At 63.0% G+C, this 26,201-nt stretch carries 26 protein-coding genes and 1 pseudogene; 9 read left to right on the plus strand and 18 right to left on the minus strand.

Annotated features, from left to right (window positions below; all coding sequences use genetic code 11):
- Nucleotides 1-8 precede the first annotated feature (8 nt).
- Nucleotides 9-863 carry a VOC family protein gene (locus tag CQ13_RS12915; protein ID WP_057843252.1) on the plus strand — a complete coding sequence of 285 codons (855 nt, stop codon included), beginning with the start codon at nucleotides 9-11 and terminating at the stop codon, nucleotides 861-863.
- 181 nt (nucleotides 864-1,044) lie between these two features.
- On the opposite strand, the gene CQ13_RS12920 is transcribed toward CQ13_RS12915, so the two are convergent.
- From CQ13_RS12920 to CQ13_RS12930, 3 genes are all read right to left on the minus strand, one after another.
- A complete protein-coding gene (locus tag CQ13_RS12920) occupies nucleotides 1,045-2,697 on the minus strand; it encodes a hypothetical protein (protein WP_057843253.1) in 1,653 nt (550 codons plus the stop codon).
- The gene (locus CQ13_RS12925; protein WP_057843254.1) at nucleotides 2,694-3,404 is read right to left on the minus strand and encodes a cysteine hydrolase family protein; all 711 of its coding nucleotides are present in this window, start codon (nucleotides 3,402-3,404) and stop codon (nucleotides 2,694-2,696) included. The genes CQ13_RS12920 and CQ13_RS12925 overlap by 4 nt, the downstream gene beginning before the upstream one ends.
- Before the next feature lie 176 nt (nucleotides 3,405-3,580).
- Entirely contained in the window at nucleotides 3,581-4,534 is a 954-nt protein-coding gene (locus tag CQ13_RS12930; RefSeq protein WP_245309180.1) for a LysR family transcriptional regulator, read from the minus strand.
- Here CQ13_RS12930 and CQ13_RS45585 point away from each other — a divergent pair.
- Both CQ13_RS45585 and CQ13_RS12935 read left to right on the plus strand, forming a co-directional pair.
- Entirely contained in the window at nucleotides 4,454-4,624 is a 171-nt protein-coding gene (locus CQ13_RS45585) for a hypothetical protein (protein ID WP_245309181.1), read from the plus strand. The two genes, CQ13_RS12930 and CQ13_RS45585, sit on opposite strands and share 81 nt — an antisense overlap.
- 84 nt (nucleotides 4,625-4,708) lie before the next feature.
- Nucleotides 4,709-5,227, plus strand: a complete 519-nt coding sequence (locus tag CQ13_RS12935) for a YybH family protein (protein ID WP_245309156.1) — start codon at nucleotides 4,709-4,711, stop codon at nucleotides 5,225-5,227.
- Between the two features lie 71 nt (nucleotides 5,228-5,298).
- Here CQ13_RS12935 and CQ13_RS12940 read toward each other — a convergent pair whose 3' ends face one another.
- The 9 genes from CQ13_RS12940 to CQ13_RS12980 all read right to left on the minus strand — a co-directional run bounded on the left by CQ13_RS12940 (nucleotide 5,299) and on the right by CQ13_RS12980 (nucleotide 14,764).
- Entirely contained in the window at nucleotides 5,299-6,666 is a 1,368-nt protein-coding gene (locus tag CQ13_RS12940; RefSeq protein WP_057843256.1) for a hypothetical protein, read from the minus strand.
- A 191-nt stretch (nucleotides 6,667-6,857) separates the two neighbouring features.
- The gene (locus tag CQ13_RS12945) at nucleotides 6,858-8,081 is read right to left on the minus strand and encodes an allantoate amidohydrolase (RefSeq protein ID WP_347337035.1); all 1,224 of its coding nucleotides are present in this window, start codon (nucleotides 8,079-8,081) and stop codon (nucleotides 6,858-6,860) included.
- A 4-nt stretch (nucleotides 8,082-8,085) separates the two neighbouring features.
- Complete coding sequence (gene puuE, locus CQ13_RS12950) at nucleotides 8,086-9,024, minus strand: allantoinase PuuE (RefSeq protein WP_057843258.1); 939 nt, start codon at nucleotides 9,022-9,024, stop codon at nucleotides 8,086-8,088.
- A gap of 2 nt (nucleotides 9,025-9,026) precedes the next feature.
- Nucleotides 9,027-9,440: a DUF3830 family protein gene (locus CQ13_RS12955; RefSeq protein ID WP_027536371.1), complete on the minus strand. Its 414-nt coding sequence runs from the start codon at nucleotides 9,438-9,440 to the stop codon at nucleotides 9,027-9,029.
- Nucleotides 9,441-9,573: 133 nt separating this feature from the next.
- A complete protein-coding gene (locus CQ13_RS12960; protein ID WP_057843259.1) occupies nucleotides 9,574-10,716 on the minus strand; it encodes a mechanosensitive ion channel family protein in 1,143 nt (380 codons plus the stop codon).
- A gap of 154 nt (nucleotides 10,717-10,870) precedes the next feature.
- Nucleotides 10,871-11,662: a shikimate dehydrogenase family protein gene (locus tag CQ13_RS12965; protein WP_057843529.1), complete on the minus strand. Its 792-nt coding sequence runs from the start codon at nucleotides 11,660-11,662 to the stop codon at nucleotides 10,871-10,873.
- A gap of 5 nt (nucleotides 11,663-11,667) precedes the next feature.
- Nucleotides 11,668-12,495, minus strand: a complete 828-nt coding sequence (locus CQ13_RS12970) for a carbohydrate ABC transporter permease (RefSeq protein WP_156433648.1) — start codon at nucleotides 12,493-12,495, stop codon at nucleotides 11,668-11,670.
- 8 nt (nucleotides 12,496-12,503) lie between these two features.
- Nucleotides 12,504-13,403, minus strand: a complete 900-nt coding sequence (locus CQ13_RS12975) for a carbohydrate ABC transporter permease (RefSeq protein WP_057843261.1) — start codon at nucleotides 13,401-13,403, stop codon at nucleotides 12,504-12,506.
- Complete coding sequence (locus CQ13_RS12980; protein WP_057843262.1) at nucleotides 13,400-14,764, minus strand: ABC transporter substrate-binding protein; 1,365 nt, start codon at nucleotides 14,762-14,764, stop codon at nucleotides 13,400-13,402. The genes CQ13_RS12975 and CQ13_RS12980 overlap by 4 nt, the downstream gene beginning before the upstream one ends.
- Nucleotides 14,765-14,915: 151 nt before the next feature.
- Here CQ13_RS12980 and CQ13_RS12985 point away from each other — a divergent pair, with 151 nt between their 5' ends.
- The 4 genes from CQ13_RS12985 to CQ13_RS13000 all read left to right on the plus strand — a co-directional run bounded on the left by CQ13_RS12985 (nucleotide 14,916) and on the right by CQ13_RS13000 (nucleotide 18,564).
- Complete coding sequence (locus CQ13_RS12985) at nucleotides 14,916-15,674, plus strand: FadR/GntR family transcriptional regulator (protein WP_057843263.1); 759 nt, start codon at nucleotides 14,916-14,918, stop codon at nucleotides 15,672-15,674.
- Nucleotides 15,675-15,817: 143 nt separating this feature from the next.
- The gene (locus CQ13_RS12990) at nucleotides 15,818-16,891 is read left to right on the plus strand and encodes an LLM class flavin-dependent oxidoreductase (RefSeq protein ID WP_057843264.1); all 1,074 of its coding nucleotides are present in this window, start codon (nucleotides 15,818-15,820) and stop codon (nucleotides 16,889-16,891) included.
- Between the two features lie 84 nt (nucleotides 16,892-16,975).
- Nucleotides 16,976-17,953, plus strand: coding sequence for an NADPH:quinone oxidoreductase family protein (locus CQ13_RS12995; RefSeq protein WP_057843265.1), 978 nt, complete (start codon nucleotides 16,976-16,978; stop codon nucleotides 17,951-17,953).
- A 29-nt stretch (nucleotides 17,954-17,982) separates the two neighbouring features.
- Complete coding sequence (locus CQ13_RS13000; RefSeq protein WP_057843266.1) at nucleotides 17,983-18,564, plus strand: DUF2889 domain-containing protein; 582 nt, start codon at nucleotides 17,983-17,985, stop codon at nucleotides 18,562-18,564.
- A 17-nt stretch (nucleotides 18,565-18,581) separates the two neighbouring features.
- Here CQ13_RS13000 and CQ13_RS13005 read toward each other — a convergent pair.
- A pseudogene (locus CQ13_RS13005) lies at nucleotides 18,582-19,829 on the minus strand (SulP family inorganic anion transporter); the annotation flags it as partial.
- A gap of 369 nt (nucleotides 19,830-20,198) precedes the next feature.
- Here CQ13_RS13005 and CQ13_RS13010 point away from each other — a divergent pair.
- On the plus strand, nucleotides 20,199-20,453 hold the full coding sequence (locus CQ13_RS13010; protein WP_057843268.1) for a hypothetical protein: 255 nt from the start codon (nucleotides 20,199-20,201) through the stop codon (nucleotides 20,451-20,453).
- A 94-nt stretch (nucleotides 20,454-20,547) separates the two neighbouring features.
- Nucleotides 20,548-20,865 carry a hypothetical protein gene (locus tag CQ13_RS13015; protein ID WP_197427323.1) on the plus strand — a complete coding sequence of 106 codons (318 nt, stop codon included), beginning with the start codon at nucleotides 20,548-20,550 and terminating at the stop codon, nucleotides 20,863-20,865.
- Here CQ13_RS13015 and uxuA read toward each other — a convergent pair.
- From uxuA to CQ13_RS13040, 5 genes are all read right to left on the minus strand, one after another.
- Entirely contained in the window at nucleotides 20,818-22,008 is a 1,191-nt protein-coding gene (gene uxuA / locus CQ13_RS13020) for a mannonate dehydratase (protein ID WP_057843530.1), read from the minus strand. The genes CQ13_RS13015 and uxuA overlap by 48 nt on opposite strands.
- 31 nt (nucleotides 22,009-22,039) lie before the next feature.
- Nucleotides 22,040-23,086 (minus strand): L-idonate 5-dehydrogenase, encoded by a 1,047-nt coding sequence (locus tag CQ13_RS13025; protein ID WP_057843270.1) that lies wholly within the window; start codon nucleotides 23,084-23,086, stop codon nucleotides 22,040-22,042.
- Nucleotides 23,083-24,489 carry a TRAP transporter large permease gene (locus CQ13_RS13030; protein WP_057843271.1) on the minus strand — a complete coding sequence of 469 codons (1,407 nt, stop codon included), beginning with the start codon at nucleotides 24,487-24,489 and terminating at the stop codon, nucleotides 23,083-23,085. Before CQ13_RS13030 ends, CQ13_RS13025 begins: the two co-directional genes overlap by 4 nt.
- Nucleotides 24,490-24,493: 4 nt before the next feature.
- Nucleotides 24,494-25,072, minus strand: coding sequence for a TRAP transporter small permease (locus CQ13_RS13035; RefSeq protein WP_057843272.1), 579 nt, complete (start codon nucleotides 25,070-25,072; stop codon nucleotides 24,494-24,496).
- Between the two features lie 85 nt (nucleotides 25,073-25,157).
- Entirely contained in the window at nucleotides 25,158-26,066 is a 909-nt protein-coding gene (locus tag CQ13_RS13040; protein WP_430649686.1) for a sialic acid TRAP transporter substrate-binding protein SiaP, read from the minus strand.
- Between the last annotated feature and the right edge of the window lie 135 nt (nucleotides 26,067-26,201).

The raw sequence follows: 26,201 nt of genomic DNA on the forward strand, positions 1-26,201 counted from the left end.
ACAAAAGAGTGGCACTCAAAAACATCATCGGAATCGATCACGCCGTGGTCATGGTGAAAGATCTCGACAAGGCCGCCGAAAACTACAAGCGGCTCGGCTTCACCGTGTCGCCGCGCGGCACCCACAGCGCACATATGGGATCGGGCAACTACACCATCATGTTCGACCCCGACTATATGGAATTGCTCGGCGTGCTGACGCCGACGGAACATAATGCTCCGGCGCGGACATATCTGGAAGAGAATGGCGAAGGCATCGAGCGCATCGCGTTCACGGCGGTGGATTCCGCCGAAGGCGCGGAAGAAATTCGCGCGCGCGGCTATCCGCCGATTGGACCGACCGATTTCGAACGTCCGGTGACGATGCCGGATGGCACGATATCGGCGGCCAAGTTTCGCACGTTCCAATGGCCGACGGCGGAAGCGCCGGGCGGCGTGCGCATGTTTGCCTGCCAACACAAGACGCGCGAGACGGTTTGGATTCCCGAGTTGATGAAGCACGCCAATGGCGCAAAGCGCCTGAAGCAGGTGCTGATCATCACCCCGGAGCCGGCGGATGACGCCGCGCAACTCGCGAGCATGATCGATCGTGAGGCAATGGTCGAACCGGACGGCGTCATTGCGGTCCCCTCAGGCGGCGACCGCGCCGACTTCATATTCCTGACAAAGACCCAGCTCGGCACGCGCTACCCTGACGTTCCGCTGGCGGGGCTGCCCGAGCGCGGCGGCGCCGGGCTGGTGATCGCGGCCGATCTCGCGGCGGCGGAAAAGGCGCTCGGCGCTGTCGGCGTGAAGAGCGCCGGCCACGTCGTAGTGCCACCGGCCGAGGGCAACGGCACGATACTGGTGTTCGAGAAGGGGTAAGTCGGAGTGCTCGTGTCCCGGACGCGATGCAGCGTTCTCCCGGCAATGCGACGCATCGTCCGGTACGCTGCTTCGCAGAGCCGACCCCAGCCGCGCCATGGACCCCGGCTCTGCAGCGCACCGCCGGAATCACGCGAAGCGCGATCCCGAACGCGCTGCGTCCGGGGAACGCGACGGCCGGTTACTCCGCGGGCGCTGCTGCAGGTAGCTCCGGATGCGCGCTGTAATCCACGCTCGGACTCGTCTTCGCCAGCGCAAACAGCCCCGCCGCCATCACGGCATAGGCCAGCGCCACGCCCGGCGTGACACCGAGACCGCCGCCGATGCCGACGGCTTCGCCGTGCATGAAACCGAAATACGTCATGGCCGCGCCGGCGAGCGCAAAGGCTGACGCCTTCATGAAGTCCCTCTCGATCACGAACACGCCAATTGCGCCCAGCACGAGGCCGGCGAGGATCGAGCCGCCGCCCATCACTTCCAGCCCGTGATAGAGCACACCCTGTTGGGGCAGCGCGGCGATGGCGGCCGCCTTGACCGCATCGACCTTGTCGGCGGCGAGACCGCCGACGGTTTGCGCCGCAGCCATGCTCGCACCGAGCATGGTGTCGATCTGCAGCTTCGCCCATGCCGCCAGATGCGGTGTCAGCGCCAGCACGATCGCTGGCGCGTGCTTGAGCGGCGTGGTCTGGAACGCCTGCGCGCCGATCAGCATGCCGATATAGAGCAGGATCGGCGAGATCGCGACCACAGGCACCAGCGCCAGCAGCACCGAGATGATGCCGAACCACGACAGCAGCACCACCATGATGCCAGTCGCTGCCGAATAACCGATCCGCCCGCCCATCGCTTTCCAGCCGGGATGGCCGATATAGACAGCGTTGATGAAGGGATTACCCATCAGGCAGCCGATCAGGCTGACGACGCCGTCGGCGGTCAGCACGCGCGTGGTCGGATATTCGTCGCCGGCGGCTTCCGCGCTTTCGACATTGTCCATGGCTTCGACGAGGTCGTAGATGCCGAACGGGATTGCGGTCACCAGGATGATGCCGAGGAATTCGAAGCCGGAGAAGACGTGGCCGAAGGCCGGCAGCGGCACCGAAAAGCCGAAATCGGCAAAGGCATCACTGAGGCCCTTCAGGCTCAGCCCGCCGAGCCCGAGGCCGAACAGGTTCGAGCCCCACGCGATCAGCATGCCGGCGGCAATGGCGACAAGGCCCGCCGGAATCCCCTTCGGATATTTCACGCCACCGAACCAGCTCACCAGGATGATGGCGAAGCAGATCAGGCCGATCTGCGGGGTCATGTACATTTCCAGCGCCGGGCGCATCGAGATGAAGGTGACGGAGACGCCGGCTAGCGTACCGAGCAACGCCGCGCGCGGGGTGATTCTCCGGATGTAGGGCGCGATGAAACCGCCGATCATCAGAATAAAACTCTGGAAGAACACCCAGACCAGTCCGGCCGACCAGCCCTTCACGGGATCGCCGGTCTTGAGCGTGATCGGCAGCATGATCACGAAGGTGACGATGAACATGTGCGGCACGCTGACGCCGGACGGCAACGCGCAGACGTCGTTGCGGCCGGTCTTCTGCGCCAGTTTGTAGGCGAGATACGCGTAATAGAACGTCGAGAGGCACATCATCAGGCCGAGCGCCGGCAGGATACGGCCAAAAACGATGCTATCAGGCATCTTCAGCACAAAGCGCAGCAAGCCGGTCAGCACCAGCATGTTGACGAGGATGTTGGTGCCGAAGCCGAACAGCGCGTTCCAGTCGCCCGGCGTCCACAGTGCCGGCTTGAAAGTGGATGTGCCTGATGTCCCCGTTGCGCTCATCGTGATGCCCCCGCTACTGCCGTTGTTGGAATCTCCGGTGAAAGTGCGTCCAGCACCGCGGCTGAATCCGAGACCCAGCCGAAGATGCCGCCCTGCGCCTTGATCATCTTCAGGCCCATCTCGTGGAATTCGGGAAAATAGGAGGCGCAACCATCTGCCAGCACCACGCAGCGATAGCCGCGGTCGTTGGCTTCGCGCACCGTGGTGTTGACGCAGACCTCAGTGGTGACGCCGCATACCAAGAGGTTCTCGATGCCGTAGCGCTGCAAGACGTCACCGAGCTCGGTGGCGTAGAAGGCGCCCTTGCCCGGCTTGTCGATCACGATCTCGCTGTCGAGCGGATAGAGCTCAGGAATGATGTCGTGGCCGGGTTCGCCGCGAACGAGAATGCGGCCCATCGGGCCAGGATCGCCGATGCGCAAGGACGGCGCGCCGCGCTCGACCTTGGCCGGCGGCGCGTCGGAAAGGTCGGGCAGATGGCCCTCGCGGGTGTGAATGACCAGCATGCCGGCCGCGCGCGCCGCTTCCAGCACGGCGGCGATCGGCTTCACCGCGCGCGCGAGCTGGCTGACGTCGTTGCCCAGCGTTTCGCCGAAGCCGCCGGGCTCCATGAAATCGCGCTGCATGTCGATGATGAGGAGCGCGGCCGCCGCCCAGTCGAGCTCGATCGGGTACGGCTCCGCTGCGAGCTTTCTTGAGTTCGCCATGACGTACGCGCCCCGAACGAGAGAACACCTCGGGAGAGATCAAGCAAGGCGCGTGCCATTGTGTACAATGGCGGCCGGCGATGCGTTTGGAAAAAATCGGCTGTAGTGTCAGTCCGTTGTTCGTCGATACTGATCTCGGCTCGCGTTCATCGAGCGCATCGCAGGCGGGCAGTTGCTCATTCGCTGTGCAAGCTGCGATTACGGTTGCCCGGTCGAAGACCTGATGATCCGCTCTGTTCTGTTCGCACCTGTCCAACCAACTGGACCAGCCAGGCGAGGCCGGCATCCATCATCGCCACTTTCGGCAGGACGATATTGATCGAAAAGCGCGGCAGCGGCAGCGGGGCCTTGACGGCCACGACGTCGAAGCGGGCGCCGTAGATCTCCAGAAATCGTCTCGGCAGCGCGGAGACCATCTCGGTTTCGGCCAGCACCGAAAGCGCGAAAATGAAATTGGGCACGGTCAAAGCCACGCGCCGCGTCAGGCCTTTCTTCGCGAGCTCAGCATCCACGAATCCGGAGACATCAGCAGTGTGCGAAACGACGAGATGTTCCAGCTCGCAGTAACGCTTGAGAGTCGGGCTGCGTTGGAACGAATGGCCCTTGCGTACGGCGATAACAAACTCTTCCTCGTACAGCATCTGCCGATGGAAACGGGTCGGAACATCGTCGAGAGGTATGATCGCGATATCCATTGTCCGGTCTTCAAGTTCGTTCAGTGCATCCTTCCATGCAAGATGAAGCGCGGTGAAGCCTCGTGCCGGCAGTAGCTGCCGGATGCCCACATCGATGCCCGGCGCCACCTCACGCAACGTCCCCAGCAACCGATGCAGGATTACCGATGAAATCCCATCGGGCGCGCCAATGACGAAGCGGCGCTTCGAATGCCGCGGATCAAACGGCGTAGCCGACGAAACGACGCCGCGGATACGCGCGAGAATTTCAGCCACCGATGGCGCGAGCTGCGAGGCGCGCTCCGTCGGAACAACGCCCTTCGGGGTCCTGAGGAACAAGGGATCGCCAAGCAGAGCTCGCAACCGGCCAAGGCCATGGCTGATGGCGGACGGCGAAAGGTGCAGCCGCTCCGCCGCCCGGCCGACATGCCGCTCCTCAAAGACGATCTCGAACAGCACGAGCAGGTTGAGATCGATGCGGGCGAGATCAATCTGGTTCAGCATAATGCTGAAATCATATCACTGGATTCAGTACGACTGAAATGAGATTTTGGGCGCCACCCGCCGGTCAGTCACCGGCTCACTGAATGGAAAGACACCAATATGTTCAAATCGGATGGCTGGAGACGTTTGGCACTGAACGCCGCACTCGCGATGCCGCTGTCGGCCAGTGCGGCACAGGAGCCAACGACGGCACGTTCGGATGAACTTGCCGATCTCGTCAGGAAGACCGAGACCCAGGCTTCGACTTTCATGCGTGGCGACATGGACAAATGGTTCGGTCTGGCGCGCATCGCAGACGACTTTACGCTGATGCAACCGTTCGGCGGTGAAGCCAGCCGCGGCTTCGATGGAAGTCCCGAACGGCTGGCGCGGCTCGCCAGCTATTTTAGGAACGGCGACGCGAAGCTCGAACTCGTCCAAACCTACGCCTCGGACGATCTGGTCGTTCTTGCGATGATCGAGCGTCAACACGGCGAAGTCGGCGGTTTGCCGAACCAGGATTGGTCACTTCGTGTGACGCAGGTCTATCGCAGGCAAGCCGGGCAATGGTGGCTGGTTCACCGCCATGCCGACCCGCTGGTGCGCGACGTCGGGCTTGACACTGCGGCCGCTTTGGCCCGCGGCGCGAATCTCAGGGGACGGTGACGATCAGGCCGTCGTCGCCTCCGGCGGCCGGAAATTCACCATCAGCCATCGCGCTATAAAAATGAGATGGTCTAGTTTCCGGTAAGCAGCGGCGTCCCGAATGCTCTGCTCCAGACCGTCAGGAAACGAGGAAACCAGGAGTGCGCGACGGCGCCCTGATAGGCCCATGTGCGGTACTTGAGACCCCTTTCCGACAGGAGCTCTTGATATCCGCCGTGCGTTTCGGTCGCTCGACGGATGTCCCGCAGTATATCGCGGGCGCAGGACCGGTACTTGTCAGTGCCGGAAAATTCATCGTACTCCAGCATGCGATCGGCGAACTCGACGTTAAACGTCGGCCAGCAGGAACGCCCCTGGTAGGCCGGAGCCGCAATCTTGTGGATCATCTTGTTCTGCGGGTTATCCGTGGACACCAGGAAGTGTGATGTATCCGGGATTCGAAAGCGCGGTTCGCCAAGGATCAGATCCGTCGTGGCTGCGAATAGCGCGCGTTCGCTCACCTCGATCAGATCCCAAAATCCCTGGTGCACATTGACGAAGTCCAGGGCAACGGAAGACGCCCCCGGTTCGCTGCTGGAATCCAGGGAATGCCGGATATAGCCATGCTTGCCGAACAGCCCGAGCAATTGCTTTTTATATTGTGAAAGCGTGCGTCCGAGCAGCCCTTCCAGCTCGATCTGGTCGATCACCCCCAAGCGTATTCCGCGCACAAAGGTCGCGTAGACGCATGCATTGGTGACGAACCGCCTGCGCTCGGCGCGGGTATCTGTCGCCGCGGAACGGGGTGCCGTTACGTCGCACAGCAAAGCCGTGAGGCCGTTGTCGTCGAACGGCTGCAACGAGCCGGCGAGTTGAAATATCGCTTTCTCCAGGTCCTTCCGATATTCGGCAAGCAACAAGCGGCCGGCATAGGCGCCTTGCGCCACCGCCAAAAACGAAGACGGCCTTTGGTCCGCGCGCATAATCTGCTCCAGACCCGCGAGAATGCCCAGCAGCGTATCCGACGGCAGCGAGAAGTAATTGACGCCGATGTAACGATCGCTGCCTGCGGGAACAATGGTCGTTGTAACGACGTTGGCGCGGACGGCCTCCAACATCAGCCGGACGCTCTTCTCGAGCAAACGAACCCTGCGGACGGCATCCTCGGAATCCATGATGGTCTCGGGATCGAGAACATCGGGATAGAACCAAGCAAAGTCCCGGGGATAATAGGCCGATGCGTGCGGCGCTCCTGTGACCAGAAAGGATTCCTCCGGAGAAAAGGCGCTGTCGATCGCGTGCCTGTACAGTTCATCGATGCCGGCCGATGAGCGATATTTTCTCAGGAACCGATCGCCGAGAAAGTTGACAGCCTGAATCCCGTTGGCAACGCAGGTGGCGAGCGGCCCCCGGTAGAATCGGTATTGGCGATGTGATGAAAATGGAATGTGGCGATGCATATGAGAAACAGAGTTCCGTGGTTTCGATTTGCCCACGCCTTGGTACTTCAGACATCGTCGATTCGTCTTTCTGTCAGATGAATCATGATGTCACCGCATTGTCATAAAGCGGCATGGCAGCAGCGCTCAGGTCAGCTCTTGCAGGTGAGCAAATCTAATCCGGACGAACGCTGAACTTGGGCCTGCCGCCTTTACTCCGGCCGGAAATTCTCGATCAGCCGCAGCAGCACGCGCGCGCTGGCATCGGCATCGGCGGTCTCGACATGCTCGGCCGGGTTATGGCTGATGCCGCCGCGGCAGCGCACGAACAGCATGGCTACATCGGCGATATCGATCATTGCCATGCCGTCATGCCCTGCCCCGCTCGGCAGTTCGAACACGCCATAGCCTTCGGCAGCAACCGCTTCCGCGACCTGCGCTTTCAGCCAGGGCGCACAGGGCACGGTGCGGTTCTCATGGGTGACGTCGATCTGCAGCGACAGCTCACGGCGCTTTGCGATTGCCTCGATCTGCTGCACGATCTCGGCGATGGCCCGCTTACGGTGCGGATCGGTCGGCGCGCGGATGTCGAGCGTGAACGACACCCGTCCCGGGATCACGTTGGTCGCGCCCGGCGACGCGTTGATCACGCCGACGGTGCCGACCAGGCCGGCGCCACCGGCCTTGCAGAATTGCTCGACCGCGACGATGCATTCGGCAGCGCCGGCCAGCGCGTCGCGCCGCAGCGGCATCGGCACCGTCCCGGCATGGCCGGCCATGCCGGAGAGATTTGCGGCGAGCCGCGTGGCGCCCGCGATGGCCGTCACCACGCCGATAGGAATTTTTTGTTGTTCCAGCACCGGCCCCTGCTCGATATGCAGTTCGACATAGGCATGCAGCTCGCGGCGGGTGCGCGCCGCCGCACCGATCCGGCCAGGGTCGAGGCCGAATTGCAGCATGGCCTCGCGCATGGTGAGGCCGTCACGGTCGCGCGCGTCGAGCACGCTTGCGTCGAAGGTTCCCGCGACTGCCCGGCTGCCAAGCAGCGTAGAGGCAAACCGCACGCCCTCCTCGTCGGCGAACCCGACGATCTCGATCGCGAACGGCAGCCGCACGCCGCGCCGGTTCAGATCGGCGACGCAGGCGATCGCGGTGATGACCCCGAGCGGTCCGTCCCATTTGCCGGCATCGCGCACGGTGTCGTAGTGCGAGCCCAGCATCAGGCAGGGTAATCCCGGACGGTCGCCTTCGTAACGGCCGCAGACATTGCCGATGGCGTCGAGATGCGCTTCCATGCCGGCATCCCGCATCCAGGACAGAATGAGATCGGCTGCCGTGCGATGCTCAGGCGAGAGGAATATCCGCGCCAGATGCTGCGGCGTCTCGGAAATCATTCCGAGCTGATTGATACGGCTTACGATTTCATCGCCGAGCATTGCTTCATCCGACATCGAAAGCGCTATCGGCAAGATGCGACAGGTTGGCGTGCCAGTGCTGCGCGATCTGCAGCCGCGTCGGCATCCAGACGCGCTCGTGGTTTCCGATGTAGTCGAGAAACCGCATCAGTGCCGCCGCGCGGCCGGGGCGGCCGACGACCCGGCAATGCAGGCCGACCGACATCATCTTCGGCGCGCTCTCACCTTCTGCATAAAGAACGTCAAAACTGTCCTTGAGGTAGGTGAAGAATTCATCGCCGCCGCCAAAGCCCTGCGCGTTGACAAAGCGCATGTCGTTGGCGTCGAGCGTATAGGGGATGACCAGATGCGGCTTTGAGCCCCGCGACTTGATCCAGTACGGCAGGTCGTCGGCATAGGAGTCGCTGAGATAAAGCAGCCCGCCGGCTTCCATCAGAAGCCTTAAGGTGTTGATCGAGGAGCGCCCGGTATACCAGCCGAGTGGGCGCTGCCCCGTCGCCTCGGTGTGGACGCGGATCGCCGCCGCGATCTCGGTGCGCTCCTCGTTCTCCGACATGTCCTTGTGCTCGATCCATCTCAGGCTGTGGCTGGCGATGTCCCAGCCGGCCTCCTTCATGGCAGCAACCACGTCGGGATTTCGCTGCAACGCCTTCGCGACGCCGAACACGGTGGCCGGCAAATTGCGCTCGGCGAAGATCCGCCACAGCCGCCAGAAGCCGGCGCGCGAGCCATACTCGAACATCGACTCGATATTGGCATGGCGCTGTCCGGGCCAGGGCTGCGCACCCAGCACGTCGGACAAAAAAGCCTCCGAGGCGCGATCGCCGTCGAGAACATTGTTCTCGCCGCCTTCCTCGAAATTGACCACGAACTGCACCGCAACCCGCGCGTTGCCGGGCCACTTCGGGTCGGGCGGGTTGCGCCCGTAGCCGCGGAAGTCGCGCGGATAAGCCGGCGCCGCCATGATCAGACTTCCTCGAAGCGGATCTTCTGCGCGCCCTTCCACAGCACGGTCTTGCCGAACGCGGTCAGGTTCTCCAGCCCCGAAGTCAGGGTGATGAAGTGGTTGCCGGCGAGCTGGCCCATCTTGCTCGCAAAGTGCACGCCGCCATAGGCCAGCAGGATTTCGGTCTCGCTGATGCCGCCGGGATAAAGAATGATCTGGCCGGGCGCGGGATAGCTGGTGTGGTTCTCGTAGGAGACGCCGAAATCGAGATCGCCGAGCGGCATCCAGACACCCTCGCCGCTCCAGCGGACATGGATCGCCTGGCTCTCGAACGGCATCGCCTTGCGAAAGGCAGCGACCGTCTTCGGCGCCAGTTGCTCCTCGAAACGGGCCTGGAAAGTAAATTCACCGGCACGGACAATCAGTTGGCTCATCGATCTCTTCTTCTGGATATAGGTGAGGACGTGGTTCAGCCGTATCCATTACAGCCCGAACAAGCGGACGCAAGGCCCCATTCGGCAGTTTCGGCGAGGACATCGGGCCCGGGAATTCGTCCCTGTGCAGGCGCTAGCTGTGGGCCCTTGCCGCCACCGGACTGGACCGCTTATCGCCGTGCTCGAAAGTGTCGCCGAAGTCGGCGAGCCGGGGCGATATCATGGCACGTTCGCGCGGGAAGGCTTCCGGCATCTCCTCGCGAATGGAGGTGAGCAGCTTTTCCCTGATCTCGCAGCGTAGATCCCAGGCTTGCGGCGCGGATCTGGCGCTGACCAGCGCCCGAAGCTCGATCGACCGCGGGCTGGCCTCGATCACCTGGAGATTGACCACGGCGCCATCCCACAATTTGGACTCGCGCACGGCCTGTTCGAGCCGCTGCCTGATCCGCGAGACATCGGTGCAATAATCAACATGAAGCGTGATGGCCCCGATCAGCGACTGGCTGTCGCGGGTCCAGTTCTGGAAGGGGCGCTCAATGAAGTAGGACAGCGGCACGACCATCCTGCGCCAGTCCCACAACCGGACCACGACATAGGTCGAGGCGATGTCCTCGATCCACCCCCATTCATTCTCGATGATGACGGCGTCCTCGATCCGGATCGGTTGCGTGATCGCGATCTGAACGCCGGCGATGAGGTTGCTGAGCAAAGGCCTTGCGGCAAGGCCGACGATCAGGCCGGCCGCGCCGGCGGAGGCGAACAGGCTGACGCCGTACTGCTTGAAGGATTCGAAGGTCATCAGAGCCGTGGAAACGGCAATGATGACGATCAAGGTATCGATCACGCGCTTGAAGACACGCACCTGGGTGACGTGCTTGCGGGCGAGAAAATTCTCGTCGGTATCGAGGCGGAAGCGCTGAAGATAGCGCGCGGCTCCCATGTCCACGGCGCGAACCGTGATCCATCCGATCAACGCGATCACGGCAACGACGAAGAAGTGCCTGAGCTGTTCACGCAGCACGTCGTTCAAGGGCGCCAGCGGCAGCACCAGCGCCACGGCGACGAGACAAATTGCCAGCCGCGCCGGGCCGGAGACCCTTTGCAGAAACAGCGTCACGGCCGGCCACCGCATCCGCAGCGCGCGCTTGATGATTTTTGCGGCAATACCATACACGAACAGTGCCACAGCAATGGCGCCGGCGACGAGGCCAAGCCCGACCAGCCATTGTGGCACCCAAGCAAACGCCTGTTCGGTCTTTGACAGAAGATCTTCCATGCCGGATTCCCACTGCGCAGCGTCGTTCGGCCGCTAACGCACGGATCCGTGCATTGGTCCCGCATCTGGCGCAGCGCAGCAATTCATCTAGCGCAGCGCGGAGATCGATCGGGGAACTTTGGCGTGATGGCACGCGGTTGCGATGCGCGATGGCTCAGGATCCGCCGCGCCAGAATGCGGTCTGCAGGGGCAACTGGTGTTTGATCATCGCGACGCCATCGACCACCTTCAGGCAGCGCGCGGCGCAAGCTTGCATGAACTCGGTCCGGCGGGCGGCAATGATATCGAATACGGCGCAATCATCCGGCAGCCTCGCGGGATTCATCGGCAGGGCGTCCGTCTTGCGAAGCCCAAGCGAGGTGGCGTTGACGAGCAGGCCAGCGTCATCGAATCTTTCGTCGAGGCAGATCTCGAGATCGGCGAAGCGGCTGCGAAGCTTTCGGGCGAGGATTTCGACCGGCCCTGGCGTTTCGTTCAGGATTCGCAGCCGCCTCACGCCTGCGGCAACCAGCGCGTGACAGATCGCGCGGCCGGCTCCCCCCGCCCCGATCACGACGCAGCGGCGGTCGGGATCGAATATCCCCTCCTCGCGCGCCGCATTCAGGAAACCGCCGCCATCGAAGGATTCGCCGACCAGCCGTCCACCGGGCTCGATCCGGATCGTGTTGACGACGCCTTCGAACTCTGCGGCCTGCCCGACCGCATCGCACAGCTCGAACGCCGCCGGCTTGTGCGGCATCGTGAGATTGAAGCCGGCGACGCTCGGCGATTTCGCGAGCGTGCGGATCGTTTCGGAAAGATGTTCCGGCGCGATATCGAGCGGCACCATGTGCCAGTCCAGCCCTGCGCCTTGAAAGTAAGGCGTGTAGTGACGGGGCGCGCCGACATGGCCGGCCGGATGGGCAAAGATGAATACAAATCGTGAAGCACCGGTCGGAAGCCGCATCGCTCTCACCCTTTCACGGCGCCCGCCGTCAGCCCGCTTACCAGATAGCGGCGCACGGCAAGCGAAAAAATCAGGACCGGCGCCATCACCAGCGAGCCGCCCGCGGCGATCTTGCCCCACTCCCATCCCTCGTAGTTCATGAAGTTGACCACGGCGACCGGCGCCGTGCGCGCATTGGTCCGCGTCAGGATCAGCGCAAAGAAGAAGTCGTTCCAGGCGTAGAGGAAGCACAGGATCGCGGTGGCGGCGATGCCGGGCGCGACCATCGGCAACACGATCTGGAGGAAGACGACCCGTGTCGACGCACCGTCGACCAGCGCGGCCTCTTCCAGCGACGACGGCACGGTTTCAAAAAACGGCTGCATCATCCAGATCACCAGCGGCAGGTTGAAGCTGGTGTAGACCAGCACCAGCCCGGTGACGGTGTCGAGCAGCCCGATCCAGCGATAGAACAGAAAGAACGGAATCGTGAACGCGATCGGTGGCGCCATTCGCGTCACCAGGATGGCGAAGCTGAGCGCGTGCTTTCCCCGCCCCGCCCATCGCGACAACGCGTAGGCCGCGGGCACCCCGAGAACGAGGGCCAGCGCCGTGGAGAATGACGCACTCATCAGGCTGTTGACAAAGGAGGCCGCGAACGCGCCTTGCCAGAGCGACGCATAATTTTGCAGCGTCGGCGTGAAGATCAAGGGCGGCGGAAACTGCAGGATCAGGTCGTTGGACTTGAAGCTCATCTGCAAGAGCCAGAGGAACGGCGACAGCAGCACGATGAGCGTCACGCCGATCGCAACGAGCCGGCGTGGGCTGGCCGAACGGCGGACCGGGCCACTCATGCCCCCACTCATGCCATGGCCTCGCGGCGGCGGCCCATCCACACCACACCGAGGCTGACCGCGACGACGAGCAGCAGCATCACGATCGTGACCGAACTGGAATAGCCGATTTCGTTGAAATCGAATGCGAGCAGATAGGCATAATAGTTGGTCACCTCGGTGACGCTGCCCGGCCCGCCGCCGGTCAAGAGGAACACCAGCGGAAATGCCTTGACGCTGTCGATCAGGCGAAACATGCCCGATATGACCAGGATCGGCGTGATGAAGGGCAGCGTGATGTAGAAGAAGATCTGTAGCCGGTTGGCGCCGTCGACCAGGGCGGCTTCGGAAAACTCCTCCGGAATGGTCTGCAGCGCGGCCAATACCATCAGGAAGGTGAAGGGCATCCATTCCCAGGTGTCGGCGATGATGATAGCGCTCAGCGCGAAATCGACGCTCGAAGTAAGCGACGGCATGGTCACGTTGAGCAGGCTTGCCGCGTAATAGAGCGGGCTGATGTCGGGCGTGTAGATCAGCTTCCAGATGATCGCCACGACGATCGGCGGCAGCACCATCGGAATCAGAAACAGGGTGCGGGCGAATTCCACGACGCGCGACTGCGTGTGCAGCAATAGCGCCAACAGCATGCCGAACAGGACCTGCAACAGCACGCCCCAGAACGACAGCTTGGCCTGCACCCATAGCGAATTGACGAAGCGCGGATCGCCGGGGAGCAGGAGATAGTTCCGCAAGGGCGAGCTGAAATCGGTCGACGATCCCGGATTGACCAGTTGGAATGGCGTCAGGCTGATCACGACAAGATAGATCGCAGGCAAACCTGCGATCACGAACAACACGATCAGGCTCGGCGCCAGGGCCAGGCGATTGAAGCGGCGGCGCTCGGCGTCGACCAGTCCTTCTCCGCTCAAAGCGTGGTCCCGGCGCGGCGGAGATTGGCGACCGCCTGCTCCTGCGCTGCGTTCATCGCAGCTTGGGCTGCAAGCTGTCCTGTAGCCACCTGCTCGAACGCCTTGTTGAGGACATCGCCAACGATCGGGAACTCCTTCACCGTGCGATAGGCCATGTAGTTATCGCCCTTGGCCGGCAGCCCCAGAACTTCGAGATAGAGCGCGCCAAGGTCCTGGCCGTTGACCGTGTTCAGCTTGCGGTATTCCTCACTCTCGATCACGGATCTGCGGCAGACCGAGGAATGGCCGTGCTCCTTGACGAGCCGCATCGAGATTTCGGGGCTGAGCGCCCATTTGATGAATTCCCACGCCGCTTTCTTGTTCTTGGCGTGCTTGGGAATGCCGAGACCCTGGCTGTTGGCGGCCGGGTAGTCGTGCACAGGCCCGGCGGGCATCCTGACGACGCGGGAGGTATCTTTCACCTTGCTGTCGTTCGAGAGCAGGATCGGCGTAATCCAGGCGCTGGAATGAATGAAGATGTTGGAGCGGCCGGTCATGTGGGATTGCCGCGCCTGATCCTCGGTGTAGGTCAGCACGCCCTTCGGCGCGTAGTTCTTCAGAAGGTTCGCGTAATAATCAACGGCCTGAACCGCTTCCGGCGAGTTCAGCGTCGGCATGATGTCGGCAGGCGGCTTGCGGAAGATGTTGCCGCCAAAACCCTGGATGTAAGGCGGCAGGCACCAGTGGTGGAGCTGGAAGCTGACGATGCCGTTGACGTTGTCGGTGCCGTTGATCTCGGTGCAGACCTGCTGCAATTCGGCAAAGGTCCTGGGAATTTTGAGGCCCTTTTTCTCCATCAGATCCATGCGCGACAGGCCCATCACCATGGCCCCGCCTTCCCAGGAATAACCGTAGGTGGCGCCCTTGGCGTCGCGGTAAGGCACCTGCGCGCCCTCGACGAAATCCTTCGGACTCCATTCCGCCGGCGTCAGGTTGGGATCGCCGGTGAACTCGTCGAGATTGGCCAGCAAGCCGGCCGCCACCCAGCGCGCGGCAAGGATGAAGGTGACGTTGACGAAATCGAACGCCGAGCCGCCCGAGGACAATTCGAGATTGGCCTGCTGGTTGTAGACCGGAAACGCCGAGAGTTGCAGATCAACCTTCATGCCGGTCTGCGCCTCGAACTCCGGGATGTAGTTCTGCAGCAGCGTGAAAAAGCGGTGCTGAAAGGACGCACCCCGCAGCGTGACGCCGGCAAACGGTTTTGTTTGTGCAATGGCCGGCAGCGGAAATCCGGCCGCGCCGAGGGTGGCGGCGCCGGCCTGAAGCAGCGCTCGGCGGCTGAAGCCCGCGGATTTATGGCTCGAATTCTTCTTGGTCATGGTACCTCCCGACGGTCTTTTGGATAATATGACCGACATAAAATGTGCTGTCAAAAGGAGGCTTCTCTCGCGTACACTATTTTTAAGGTATGAATTGACATCGCATCGCAATAAAGCAGACAATATTATTTCAAGGCTTGAGGGTCCACGATTGCCCAGGGACGTCGAATTCCGTCAGTCCAACACCCACGTCGCGCGGGAAATCGCCAAGCTCATCGTCTCCGGCACGTGGCAGGAGGGAAGCACGCTGCCGCGCGAGATCGAGCTCGCGTCGCAATTCTGCGTCAGCCGCACCTCGATCCGGGAATCGCTGTCCATCCTCAAGGCAAAGGGCTTGATTGCGGCGCGGCAGAAGGCCGGCACTCATGTCCGCGAGCGGATGAACTGGAACATGTTGGATGCAGAGCTTCTGGAATGGACATGGGCGCTGCGTCCGACGGAAGAGTTCGCCCGCCAGCTCACACAGGTGCGCCGGATCGTCGAACCGGAGGCTTGCGCAATCTGTGCCGAGCGCGGCTCGGACGCCGACCTCGCCCGGATCGAACGGGCTTACCGGGAGATGGACGCCGCCGGAATGGACAGCCGCGCCTATTCCGAGCCCGACCTTCGCTTCCATCGCGGCATCCTGACGGCGACCGGCAACGACTTTCTGGTCGCATTCGGCGCCACCGTCGAGGCGGCGCTGCGGATGTCGTTCGATCTCTCGACGCTGAACCCGGGCGCGCCGCGCAAGAGCCTGCCTTATCACCGCGCCATCCTCGACGAGATCTGGGCGCGCAATCCCGACGGCGCGCGGCGCGCGATGCATCGCCTGATGGACCTGACCGAGCGCAACATTACCTCGGCGCTGTCACGCCGGCACGGCGAAGCGCTGGCGACAGCGGATGCCAGCCGTGAACACGACGCGTGACGGAACGGTCCTGGGGTCTTTTTTGATGCGTTTTCTTCACGCGAACCGGTATCCACTTCGCTCGAAAACGCTGCGGAACGCTTGCTTTCCCTTGGCCTTGCGCGTTTCATTCCGGTCAAACATCAGCGACCGGGGAAACGTCCATGCCCGCAAGAATCATCGGAATGATCGGCACCCAGCAGGAGGGCGTCGCGGTTCACCTGATCAAGGGACAGATATCGCGGCAATGGGTGGTCGATTTCACCCGGCTGCATGAGCAGTGGAATTATGATTCCGTCCTTGTCGGCTATTACGCCTCCGCCGCCGAAGGTTTTGCGATTGCACTCTATGCCGCCGATCACACCGAGCGGATCAAGTTCCTGATCGCGCACCGGCCGGGTTCGGTGGCCCCGGCGCTGGCGGCGCGGCAGGTCGCGACCTTCGACCAGCTCACGCAGGGGCGGATGTCGCTGCACATCATCGCCGGTACCAGCGACCAGGATCAGGCCAGCGAAGGCGATTTCCTGCCCAAGAACGACCGCTATCGCCGCGCCGGCGAATATCTTGACGTAATGCGGAAGCTCTGGACCAGCGACAGCCCGATCGATCACAACGGCGAGTTCTACCGGGTTGAGGGTGGTTTCTCCGACATCAAGCCGTATCAGCAGCCTTACCCTTCCCTCTTCTTCGGCGGCTCATCCGAGGGTGCGCTGGAGATGGGCGCGAAGCATTGCGACGTGTTTGCGATCTTCGGCGAGCCGCTGAAGGAAACGCGGGAACGGGTGCAGGATTTCCGGCGGCGCGCAGCCGCCTTCGGGCGCCAGGTCGGCTTCAACATGTCGCTGCGGCCGATCATGGCAGACAGCGAAGGCGCGGCGTGGGACAAGGCGAACGCGCTGCTGGCGGATGTCGAGCGCAAGATCGGTGCCGCGCCCCAGCCGACCAACCATTCCGCCGAACGCCTGCTCGGCTACGCCGCGCGCGGCGACGTCCATGACGAGCGCCTATGGATGGGGATTGCGCGTGCCACCGGTGCTCCCGGCAATACGTCATGCCTGGTCGGAACGCCCGAGCAGATCGCGGCAGCAGTGCTGGAATATTACCGGCTCGGCATTCATTCCTTCTTGCTGCGCGGTTTCGAGAATCCGCACGACACGATGGCGATCGGGCGTGACTTGATTCCACTCATCAAGCAAGGGGCGCTGGCGATCGACCGGCAGGCCGAAGCAGCCGAATAGAGCTCACCTCAAGTATCCGCAGGTACCTCAAGACACCGGCGCAAGGTCTTGGGACATGAAGAGAAAACCCATGAAAGAATTTGCATGAAGGCGGTCGTTGTCGAGAACTACAATTCTAATGACGGTATCTCGATCAAGGAGATCGATACGCCCGGCCTCGCCGCGGGCGAAGTCCGCGTCAGGGTCGGCGCGGCGGCCGTCGGCTTCGTCGATGGCTTGAAGGTGCAGGGTCTCTATCAGACCAAGGACCCGCTGCCGTTCGTGCCGGGAACAGAGTTTGCCGGAACGGTCGATGCCGTCGCTGGCAATATCGACGCGTTCAAGCCGGGCATGCCGGTGATCGGCATGGCCCGTTCCGGCGCGCTGGCCGAATATATCTCGGTGCCGTCTGCGGCTCTCAAGCACCTGCCGCCGCAAGTTCCGCTCGAGGCTGGCGCGTCGTTTCAAGCCAACTATCTGACCGGGCTCTACGCGCTGGATGCCCGCGCGGCGCTGCGGGAAGGCGAGATATTGCTGGTGCTGGGCGCGGCCGGCGGCGTCGGCATCGCAGCCGTCCAGATCGGCAGACTGATGGGCGCGCGGGTGATCGCCGCGGTCTCGACGGCGGAAAAGCGCGACTTCGCGGTTCGTCACGGCGCCGATCACACCATCGACTACACCCAGGCGGATTGGCGGGAGGCGCTGAAGGAATTGACCGGCGGGCATGGGCCGGATGTCATTTTCGATCCCGTCGGCGGTGAAGTCTCGCTGCAGGCGTTTCGCTCGATCGCCTGGCGCGGACGCCACCTCGTCGTCGGATTCGCCTCCGGCACCATTCCAGCGCTGGCGTTCAACCTGCCGCTGCTCAAGGGCGGCGCACTGCTCGGCGTCGACCTCGCCCAGATCCAGAAGCGCGAGCCGGAAACTCACGCCCGCCTGATGGCGCAATTATTCGACTGGCTGGCATCGGGAAAATTGCAGCCCGTGGTCGGCAGGATCGTGCCGTTCGAGAATTTCCGCGAGGCGTTCAAGACCATGCAGTCGCGGTCGGCGCTCGGCAAGATGATCGTGAAATTCGGCTGAAGCGACGCATCGAAGCAGGATACGGACTAATGTCTCTGGAGAACAGCAAGCCAGCGCGTCGCCTGATGCATACGCGATCGGTCCAATGCGAAGGCTTTCTGCGGGACGACGGGCTCTGGGAAGTCGAGGCGTGGCTGCGGGACACCAAACCTTTCACCCAGCGTGCCGATCGTTTCCGCAGCGAACTGAAGCCGGGCGATCCCGTTCACGATATCGGCCTGCGGCTGGCGATCGACGACGGCATGACCATCCGCGAGGCGGAGGCGATGATGCGCGCCACGCCCTACCCGACCTGCATCGAGGTCGAGCCGATCTTGCAGCGCCTGGTCGGCGAGCGGATCGGCCCGGGCTGGCGCGAGACGGTGCGACGCAAGATCGGCCGGATCGAGACCTGCACGCATCTCGCCGAATTGCTCGGCCCCGCTGTGACCACGCTGTACCAGACCATGTCCTATGGCAGAAATCCGGAAGGCCGCGATACGCTGGAGAACCAGCAGAGCTCCGGCCAGCGTCCGTTCTTCATCGGCGGCTGCCATTCCTGGCGCACCGACGGCCCCGTCGTCGCGGCGATGTTTCCGCAGTTCGCGACCAAGCCGGCGGAAAAGGATTAGGCGCGGACGCGCTCGTAGATCGCAAACGCCGCGGCCAATGCGCATCCGGCGATGATCCCGACCGTCAGGTCTTCGATCAGCGTCAGGCCGAAGGTTGCGAGCAGCACCGCCGCGCTGCGCCAGTTGCGAAGCAGGCGCAGGAACTCCTCCTTCTCCACCATATTCCAGCAGACGACGACCAGCACGCCCGCCAGCGCCGACAACGGGACAAAGCTTGCGAGCGGAGCTGCGGCCACCATGAACACCAGTACGAAGAGCGCATGGGTCATGCCGGAGACCGGGCTGCACGCCCCCGCACGGATACTGGTCGCGGTGCGGGCGATCGTGCCGGTGACGCTGATGCCGCCGAACAGAGCTGAGGCGACGTTGGCGATGCCTTGCGCCACGACCTCCATGTTGTAGCGGTGCTTGCGCCCGGTCATGCCGTCGGCGACCTTTGCGGACAGCAGGCTTTCGACCGCCCCGAGCAGCGTGAAGGACAGCGCCGCCGGCAACACCTCGAGCACAGTTGCATACGAGATCGCCGGCAGACGCGGTCCCGGCAATCCATCCGGAAGCTGGCCGAAACGGCTGCCGATCGTCTCCACCGGCAAATGGAACAGCCAGGCGGCGACTGCGGCCAGCACGACCGCGATCAGCATTCCTGGCGCATTCGGCGAAAGCCGCCGCAGCAGGAAGATCAGGGCCGCCGAGCCGATGCCGATCGCGACCGCAGCCGGCGAGATGGTCGGCAAGGACTGGCCGAGCATTGCAAGCTTGGGCAGCAGCGGCCCCGGTTCGGCAGCCGGAAGCTTCAGGCCGCCGAGATCTCGAAGCTGGCTGGCAAAGATCGTGACCGCGATGCCGCAGGTGAAGCCGACGGTCACCGCATGGGGGATATAACGGATCAGCGCGCCGAGCCGCAAAAGGCCGATCAGCGTCAGCATGAAGCCGGAGATGAAAACCGTCAGCAGCAGCCCTTCCAGACCGAACTGCGTCACCGTGGCCGATACCAGGACGATGAATGCGCCGGCGGGGCCGCCGATCTGGTAGCGGCTGCCGCCGAGCGCCGATACTAAAAAGCCGCCGATGACGGCGGCGTATAACCCCCGCTCGGGCGATACGCCCGAGGCGACGGCAATCGCCATCGAGAGCGGCAGAGCGACAATCGCGACCGTAAGCGCCGCCAGCATGTCCTTCCGAAAGCTGGCAAGACCGTAGCCCTCCGACAGAACGGTGACGAGCTTGGGTCGGTAATGATGAGCGGTGGCGGTACCGTCAGGCATTTATGAGCGGAGCCAGGGTGGATTCGAGAACTATGTATAATGGAACACACACCGGGCGGCCACCGGCTCGAATATGGGCCCAAAGCCATTTCGCCCGGACAAGACCGAGCATGACGCCGGTCCATTGCATAGCCCCGGCTGGCTGCCGGCCGCGGGATACGAGTTCACTGGCACTCGGCGCAAGCGCCGTCGCCGCCTCGATCCTGCCGGCAGCTTTTTGGCGCCTCACACAGCTACAGGGTGCATGGCCGGCATCTCGAACAGCGCGTTAGATTAAATCGACTTCGCGGGCTGGCAAGCGGCTGGCCGACGTCCGCGCCTGAGAGTATAAGCTAGCGCCTAGATGCCAGACCGACGGGGAGTGCCAAGATGAGCAATTACCGCGTCTCCTTCTACAAGGACCTGTTGAATTCCGACGGTCACAGCTTCAAGTGCCTCCAGCGCTGGGTCGATGTCCAGTCCGACGATCCCTCGCAGGCGAAGGTGCTTGCGGGGCGGCTGGTCGACAACGACCGCCTGAACGCCGATTGCATCGAGGTGATGCACCTGATGGATGTCTCTCACGAGTTCGAACGTTCATCGGTCCGTGCGTCCAGCAAGCACGCCGGGAACGTCGCCCCATAAATCGCGGGGTGAATCGAATCCTTGCGCGCGTAACTGCCGGTTCATTCACAACCGTACGCATTCACTGATTTCGCTCATCGTCGAGATGAGCGCGATGCCGAGCACGTTGTTAGCGAAAATCCCGTGGCGCGGATTTTTCGCATCGCAAGAAGTCGTCGCGCCGAAGCGCAAAAGGACGCAGGCGCGCTGTTCGGAGCCGGAGCTGCGCGAGGCGGCACCCGGCCATCGCGTGGCCTGTCATTTTTTCGAGACGCTGCCCGCCCCCACCCTCCTCGCGCGCGCTGGCCTTGCGAACGGCAAATTCGCCGCACGGTTGGCGGCCTTCGAGGCAGCGAAACAGGGACTGAAGCGGACAGAAGTGCAATTACCCGGCGTGTTCAATGGCGCGGATAGCACCGCGCAACTCGGCTAGGCCGCGCAGCCGGCCGATCGCGGTGTAGCCGGGATTGGTGCGCTTGGTCGCGGCGAGATCGTCGAGCATGCGGTGGCCGTGGTCCGGCCGGAACACGATCTGATTGTTCGACGAGCGGTTGCGGTTCTCGGCGAGCAGCGCCTTGAGCACCGCGATCATATCGACGTCGCCATCGAGATGATCGGATTCGAAGAACGACAGGCCGTCGGCTTCCCGCTTGGTGGCGCGCAGATGGGCAAAGCCGATCCGCGGCGCGAAGCGCTTGGCCATCGCGGGCAGATCGTTCTCCGCGCGCACGCCGAGTGAGCCGGTGCAGAAGCATATGCCATTGGCCTTGGATGGCACTGCGTCGAACAGCGCCTGATAATCCTCCGCCGATGAGGCGATGCGCGGCAGGCCAAACAGCGGGCGCGGCGGATCGTCCGGATGCAACGTCAACGTTACCCCGAGTTGCTCCGCCACCGGCGCGACGCGCGCGAGAAATTCGCTTAAGTGCTGACGCAGCACCTTGGAATCAATGCCGCGGTACTGCTGCAGCCGGTCGCGGAATTGCGGAATGGTCAGGGCATCGGTGGTGGATCCCGGCAGCGCGCTGGCAATGTTGGTGATGAGGACGTCGATATCGGCCGGCGTCATCGCTTCATAGACCTGCCTGGCGCGACGCTGCGCGGCCTCGGAATATTCGGCCGGCGCTTCGGGGCGCTCAAGGATGTGCAGGTCGAACGCCGCGAACCGGTCCTGGTCGAAGCGCATCGCCTTGGCGCCGTTCGGCAGTTCCCATTCGAGATCGGTGCGGCACCAGTCAACCACCGGCATGAAATTGTAGCAGATGGTCTTGATGCGGGACGCGGCTACCGCTTCGAGGCTTGCGATCCACGCCTCGATCGAGCGCGTCGCCTTGCCCCCCAACCGCTTCACGTCATCAGGAATCGGAATCGATTCCACCACCGACCAAGTCAACGGCGAGCGGCCCGGCTGCGAGTTCTCGATCAGGTTCTTCCGCTCCTCGACGGCTGAGCGCGTCCAGGCCTCACCGATCGGCACCTGATGCAGCGCCGTCACCACGTCGGTCGCGCCGGCCTGACGGATATCGTCGAGCGATACGGGATCGTTGGGTCCGTACCACCGCCATCCCTGCAGCATCATGCGGAAGCTCCTGAAGTGAGAACGGCCATCAAGCGGTCAGCACGACCTTGACGCTTTGCGAACGATCGAGCGCCAGCCGCACCGCATCAGGCGCGACCGCGAGCGGGCGTTGCGCCGTCACCAGCGAGAGCACGTCCACGCTGCCGTCGGCGATCAGTTCGACCGCCGTGAAGAATTCCGTCCCGAAGCGGAACGAGCCGCGAAGGTCCATCTCCTTGGCCATCACCGCGTTCGCCGGCACCGGAATCTGCCCGCCCGGCAGGTTGCCGACCTGAACCACGACCCCGCCGCGCCTGACGGCTCCGATCGCGCTGGCCAAGCCCGCCGCGGTGCCCGAGACTTCGAACGCCACATCGAACGGCTGCGCTGCAGCCTGCGCCTTCAGCGCCTCTTCGCCGCCGGAGATATCGACGACATGATTGGCCCCCAATCTCGTGGCGAACGCCAACGGCGCCGCCGCGATGTCGACGACGGTCGTCTCTGCGATCCCGGCGCGCTGCGCCGCCAGCATGGTCAGGAGACCGATCGGGCCGGCGCCGAACAGCACCGCGCGCTTGCCGGTGACGTCTCCCGCGCGGGCGACCGCGTGCAGGCAGACTGCGAGCGGCTCGGCGAGCGCCGCCGCCTGATAGGTCACGTGGTCCGGAATCTTCACGCACTGCACCGGGATGGCCTCAAAGTAAGACGCAAAGCCACCCTGCATATGCGGGGTCTTCGAGGCAGATCCCATGAAGAAGATGTTTTCGCAGAGATTGGGCCGGCCTTCGCGGCACGGCTTGCAATGGCCGCACCAGCGCGACGGGTTGACGGCGACGCGATCGCCGACTTTTACGCCCGGCGCCGAACCTGCGATCTCGACCACCTCACCCGCAATCTCATGGCCGAGCACCAGCGGCGAGGTCACGACAAAGTCGCCGGTGCGGGCATGACGGTAATAATGCATGTCCGAGCCGCAAATGCCGCCGGCGCCGAAACGAATGCGCACCATGCCGGAGGGAAGCGGATCGAGCGGGCGCTCGACCATGCGCAGATCTTCCGGGCCGAACAGCGTTGCAGCCAAAGCCATCGATGTCATTTTGAGAGTCCCATGTATTTAGGCAGCCAGAGCGTCAGTTCCGGGATGTAGGTGATGGCGACGAGCGCCAACAGGAGCGGCACGAGCCACGGCAGGATCGCCATGGTCGTGCGCTCGACGGACAATTTCGCCACGCGGGCCAGCACGAACAGCACCATACCGAGCGGCGGGTGCAACAAACCGATCATCAGGTTCAGCGTCATGATCAGGCCGAAATGAATGGGGTCGATGCCGAGCTTGAGCACGATCGGCAGCAGGATCGGCACCAGGATGGTGATCGCGGCGATGGTGTCGATGAAGCAGCCGACGAACAGGATCAGGATGTTCGCCAGCAGCAGGAACACCCATTTATTCTGGGTGATGCCGAGCATCGCATCGGTCAGCGTCTGCGCCGCCTGTGACACCGTCAAGAGCCATGCAAAGATCGAGGCCGCGGTCACAATGAATAGCACGGACGCCGTGGTCTCGATGGTGTCGAACGTCGCCTTGGCGACGGTCTGCAGCGTCATCGAGCGGTAACGCACGAGCCCAAGGAAAAGCGACCAGATCACGGCGGCGACTGCGGCTTCGGTCGGCGTAAACCAGCCGAGCGTCATGCCGCCGATCAGGATGACAGGAGCCATCAGCGCCATCACGGCGGAGAAATCGAAATACCAGTCGAGCGCCAGCAGTGCCACGAGACCGATTCCGACCGCCATGTTCACCGAGAGCCCGGCGACGACCAGCAGCCAAATGACCAGCGGGAACGCCAGCACGATCAGGATTTCGATCGCGGCCGAGCCGAGTTGCGGCCAGGAGAACGGCGTATCGCTGCCCCAGCCGTTCTTGTGGGCGAAATAGGCCACGGTCGCCATCATGGCCAACGTCATGAACACGCCCGGAATCAAGCCGCCCAGAAACAGCGCGCCGATCGAGACGTTCGCCATCATGCCGTAGATCACGAACGGCAGCGACGGCGGAATGATCGGGCCTAGCGTGGCGGACGCCGCGGTCACGCCGACGGCGAACTCGGTCGAGTAGCCGTGATCCTTCATCGCCTTGATCTCGATGGTGCCGAGCCCCGCGGCGTCCGCAATCGCGGTGCCGGACATGCCGGAAAAGATCACGGAGCCGACGATATTGACGTGGCCGAGGCCGCCGCGCATCCAGCCCACCAGCGCGACCGCGAATTTGTAGATGCGGCCGGTCACGCCCGCGATGTTCATGAGATTGCCGGCCAGAATGAAGAACGGCACCGCGAGCAGCGGAAAGCTTTCGACACCGGCAATCATGCGCTGCGCCAGCGTGACATCCGGCGTGATGCCGGTGACGAGAATGTAGACCAGCGACGATACCGCCATCGAAAGCGCGACCGGCAGGCCGACCAGCATCAGCAGCAGAAATCCCCCGAGCAGCAGCAGCATGGCGTCAGCCTTCCGTTCCGTCGAATGCGCCGGGTCGCTCCAGGATGGAGTAACCGCGCCGCCAGTTCTCGACCGCGATCTGGATCGAGCGCGCGAACATCAGCACGAAGCCGAGCAGAACGGCGTAATACACAAATCCCTTTTGAAACTTGATCGTGGTCATCCGCTCGTCGCCGATGATCTGGATGAACTGCCAGACCAACTTGATCGCATAGCCGAAGAACGCGATCCGGATCAGGTCGATGACGGTGGAGAGCGTGCGCGCCGGCAGATGCGGCAGATAGCGAAACAGCAGATCGACCTGGATGTGCCGCGACAGCCGCACGCACATCGCCGAGCCGATAAAGACCACGCCAATCAGGCAATAGGTCGCGATCTCCTCGGTCCAGGCGTAACTGTCGTTGAGAACGTAACGGGTGAAGAACTGCAGGAAGACGGACAGCGCCATGATCCAGAAGATCGCGAGCGCCAGCCAGTCCTCGGCGGCGTATTGGCCGAGATCGGCGCCCTTGGGGACCTCGTCCTCAAACGTGTGGGCGATCTCGTCCGCCGTGATCTGCTTGTGCACTTCAACCGTCGACATGCGCCCTCCCCGAGCTGGCGTATTCGAGGCTTCCGCCGTGCCTGCCGCCGAAAATCGCGGCAAGCACGGACGAAGGCCTGGCCGTTTACTTCACCGCCTGGATGCGATCCCAGTCGGACTTGCGGTAGTCGAAGGTCTCGAACTTCGTGGTTTTGATCACGGTGTCGCGGAACTCGTCCTTGTTGACCTCGGTGACCGTCAGCCCCTTCTGCTTGAAGAAGTCGACCAGCTTGGCCTCGTTGGTCTTGATCTCGGTCGTAGCCTTTGCCGCCGCTTCTTGGGCGACGTCAGTGAAGATCTTGCGGTCTTCTTCCGAGAGCTTCTTCCAGAGCGCGCCGGCGACGACGGTGTTGAGGTGATCGACGATGTGGCCTGTCAGCACGATGTGCTTCTGCACCTCGTAGAACTTCTTGGCCTCGATCGTGGTGAGCGGATTTTCCTGGGCTTCCACGGTGCCGTTCTGCAGGGCGAGATAGACCTCGGCAAAGGCGATCGGCGCGGTGTTGGCGCCGCAGGCGCGCGGCATCGCGAGATAGGCCGGCACGTCAGGCACGCGCATCTTGAGGCCCTTCATGTCGGCGCAGGCCTTGATCGGCTTGTTCGAAGAGGTGTGGCGCACGCCGTAATAGGTCACGGCCACGATGTGATGGCCGCTCTTGTCCTCGTAGCCCTTGGCAAGCTCCTTGAAGACGTCGCTCTTGGTGTAGGCCAGGAGATGATCGGCATCGCGGAAAGTGTAGGGATAGTAGGTCACGCCGATCGGGGGAAAGCTCTTGGCCGCAAAGCTCGAGCCGGAAATGATGATGTCGACGGAGCCCAGCGAAAGCCCCTGGTTGATGTCGGTTTCCTTGCCGAGCTGCGAAGCCGGATAGACATCGATCTGGTAGCGCCCGTTGGTACGCTTGTTGATCTCGCCCGCGGCCCAGACGGAAGCCGTGTGGAACGGCTCAGACGTTTCGTAAACGTGGGCCCATTTCAGTTTGGCCTGCGCCATGCCCGATGTGGTCGCGGCCAGCAGCGCCGCAGCAGATGCTGCGAATGCAATCGTCAATTTCTTCAACACGTGAATTTCCTCCGTCGTTACAATTTGCTTTTGTTACCCAACCGGCCCGGCGTTTCGTCGAACCGT

This window comes from Bradyrhizobium retamae (assembly GCF_001440415.1).
Lineage (GTDB): Bacteria > Pseudomonadota > Alphaproteobacteria > Rhizobiales > Xanthobacteraceae > Bradyrhizobium > Bradyrhizobium retamae.

Bases quoted from the DNA above. Each gene is read 5' to 3' on its own strand.
- CQ13_RS12990 (WP_057843264.1), top strand. From the start codon at position 15,818: ATGCCCGCAAGAATCATCGGAATGATCGGCACCCAGCAGGAGGGCGTC.
- CQ13_RS45585 (WP_245309181.1), top strand. From the start codon at position 4,454: ATGGCTGATGGCGGACGGCGAAAGGTGCAGCCGCTCCGCCGCCCGGCC.
- CQ13_RS13015 (WP_197427323.1), top strand. From the start codon at position 20,548: ATGCCGAGCACGTTGTTAGCGAAAATCCCGTGGCGCGGATTTTTCGCA.
- CQ13_RS13030 (WP_057843271.1), bottom strand. From the start codon at position 24,489: ATGCTGCTGCTGCTCGGGGGATTTCTGCTGCTGATGCTGGTCGGCCTG.
- CQ13_RS12955 (WP_027536371.1), bottom strand. From the start codon at position 9,440: ATGAGCCAACTGATTGTCCGTGCCGGTGAATTTACTTTCCAGGCCCGT.
- uxuA (WP_057843530.1), bottom strand. From the start codon at position 22,008: ATGCTGCAGGGATGGCGGTGGTACGGACCCAACGATCCCGTATCGCTC.
- CQ13_RS12995 (WP_057843265.1), top strand. From the start codon at position 16,976: ATGAAGGCGGTCGTTGTCGAGAACTACAATTCTAATGACGGTATCTCG.
- CQ13_RS12920 (WP_057843253.1), bottom strand. From the start codon at position 2,697: ATGAGCGCAACGGGGACATCAGGCACATCCACTTTCAAGCCGGCACTG.
- CQ13_RS13035 (WP_057843272.1), bottom strand. From the start codon at position 25,072: ATGTCGACGGTTGAAGTGCACAAGCAGATCACGGCGGACGAGATCGCC.
- CQ13_RS12960 (WP_057843259.1), bottom strand. From the start codon at position 10,716: ATGGAAGATCTTCTGTCAAAGACCGAACAGGCGTTTGCTTGGGTGCCA.
- CQ13_RS12925 (WP_057843254.1), bottom strand. From the start codon at position 3,404: ATGGCGAACTCAAGAAAGCTCGCAGCGGAGCCGTACCCGATCGAGCTC.
- puuE (WP_057843258.1), bottom strand. From the start codon at position 9,024: ATGGCGGCGCCGGCTTATCCGCGCGACTTCCGCGGCTACGGGCGCAAC.
- CQ13_RS13000 (WP_057843266.1), top strand. From the start codon at position 17,983: ATGTCTCTGGAGAACAGCAAGCCAGCGCGTCGCCTGATGCATACGCGA.
- CQ13_RS12965 (WP_057843529.1), bottom strand. From the start codon at position 11,662: ATGCGGCTTCCGACCGGTGCTTCACGATTTGTATTCATCTTTGCCCAT.
- CQ13_RS12970 (WP_156433648.1), bottom strand. From the start codon at position 12,495: ATGAGTGGCCCGGTCCGCCGTTCGGCCAGCCCACGCCGGCTCGTTGCG.
- CQ13_RS13025 (WP_057843270.1), bottom strand. From the start codon at position 23,086: ATGACATCGATGGCTTTGGCTGCAACGCTGTTCGGCCCGGAAGATCTG.
- CQ13_RS12980 (WP_057843262.1), bottom strand. From the start codon at position 14,764: ATGACCAAGAAGAATTCGAGCCATAAATCCGCGGGCTTCAGCCGCCGA.
- CQ13_RS13010 (WP_057843268.1), top strand. From the start codon at position 20,199: ATGAGCAATTACCGCGTCTCCTTCTACAAGGACCTGTTGAATTCCGAC.
- CQ13_RS12940 (WP_057843256.1), bottom strand. From the start codon at position 6,666: ATGCATCGCCACATTCCATTTTCATCACATCGCCAATACCGATTCTAC.
- CQ13_RS13040 (WP_430649686.1), bottom strand. From the start codon at position 26,066: ATGGCGCAGGCCAAACTGAAATGGGCCCACGTTTACGAAACGTCTGAG.
- CQ13_RS12945 (WP_347337035.1), bottom strand. From the start codon at position 8,081: ATGCTCGGCGATGAAATCGTAAGCCGTATCAATCAGCTCGGAATGATT.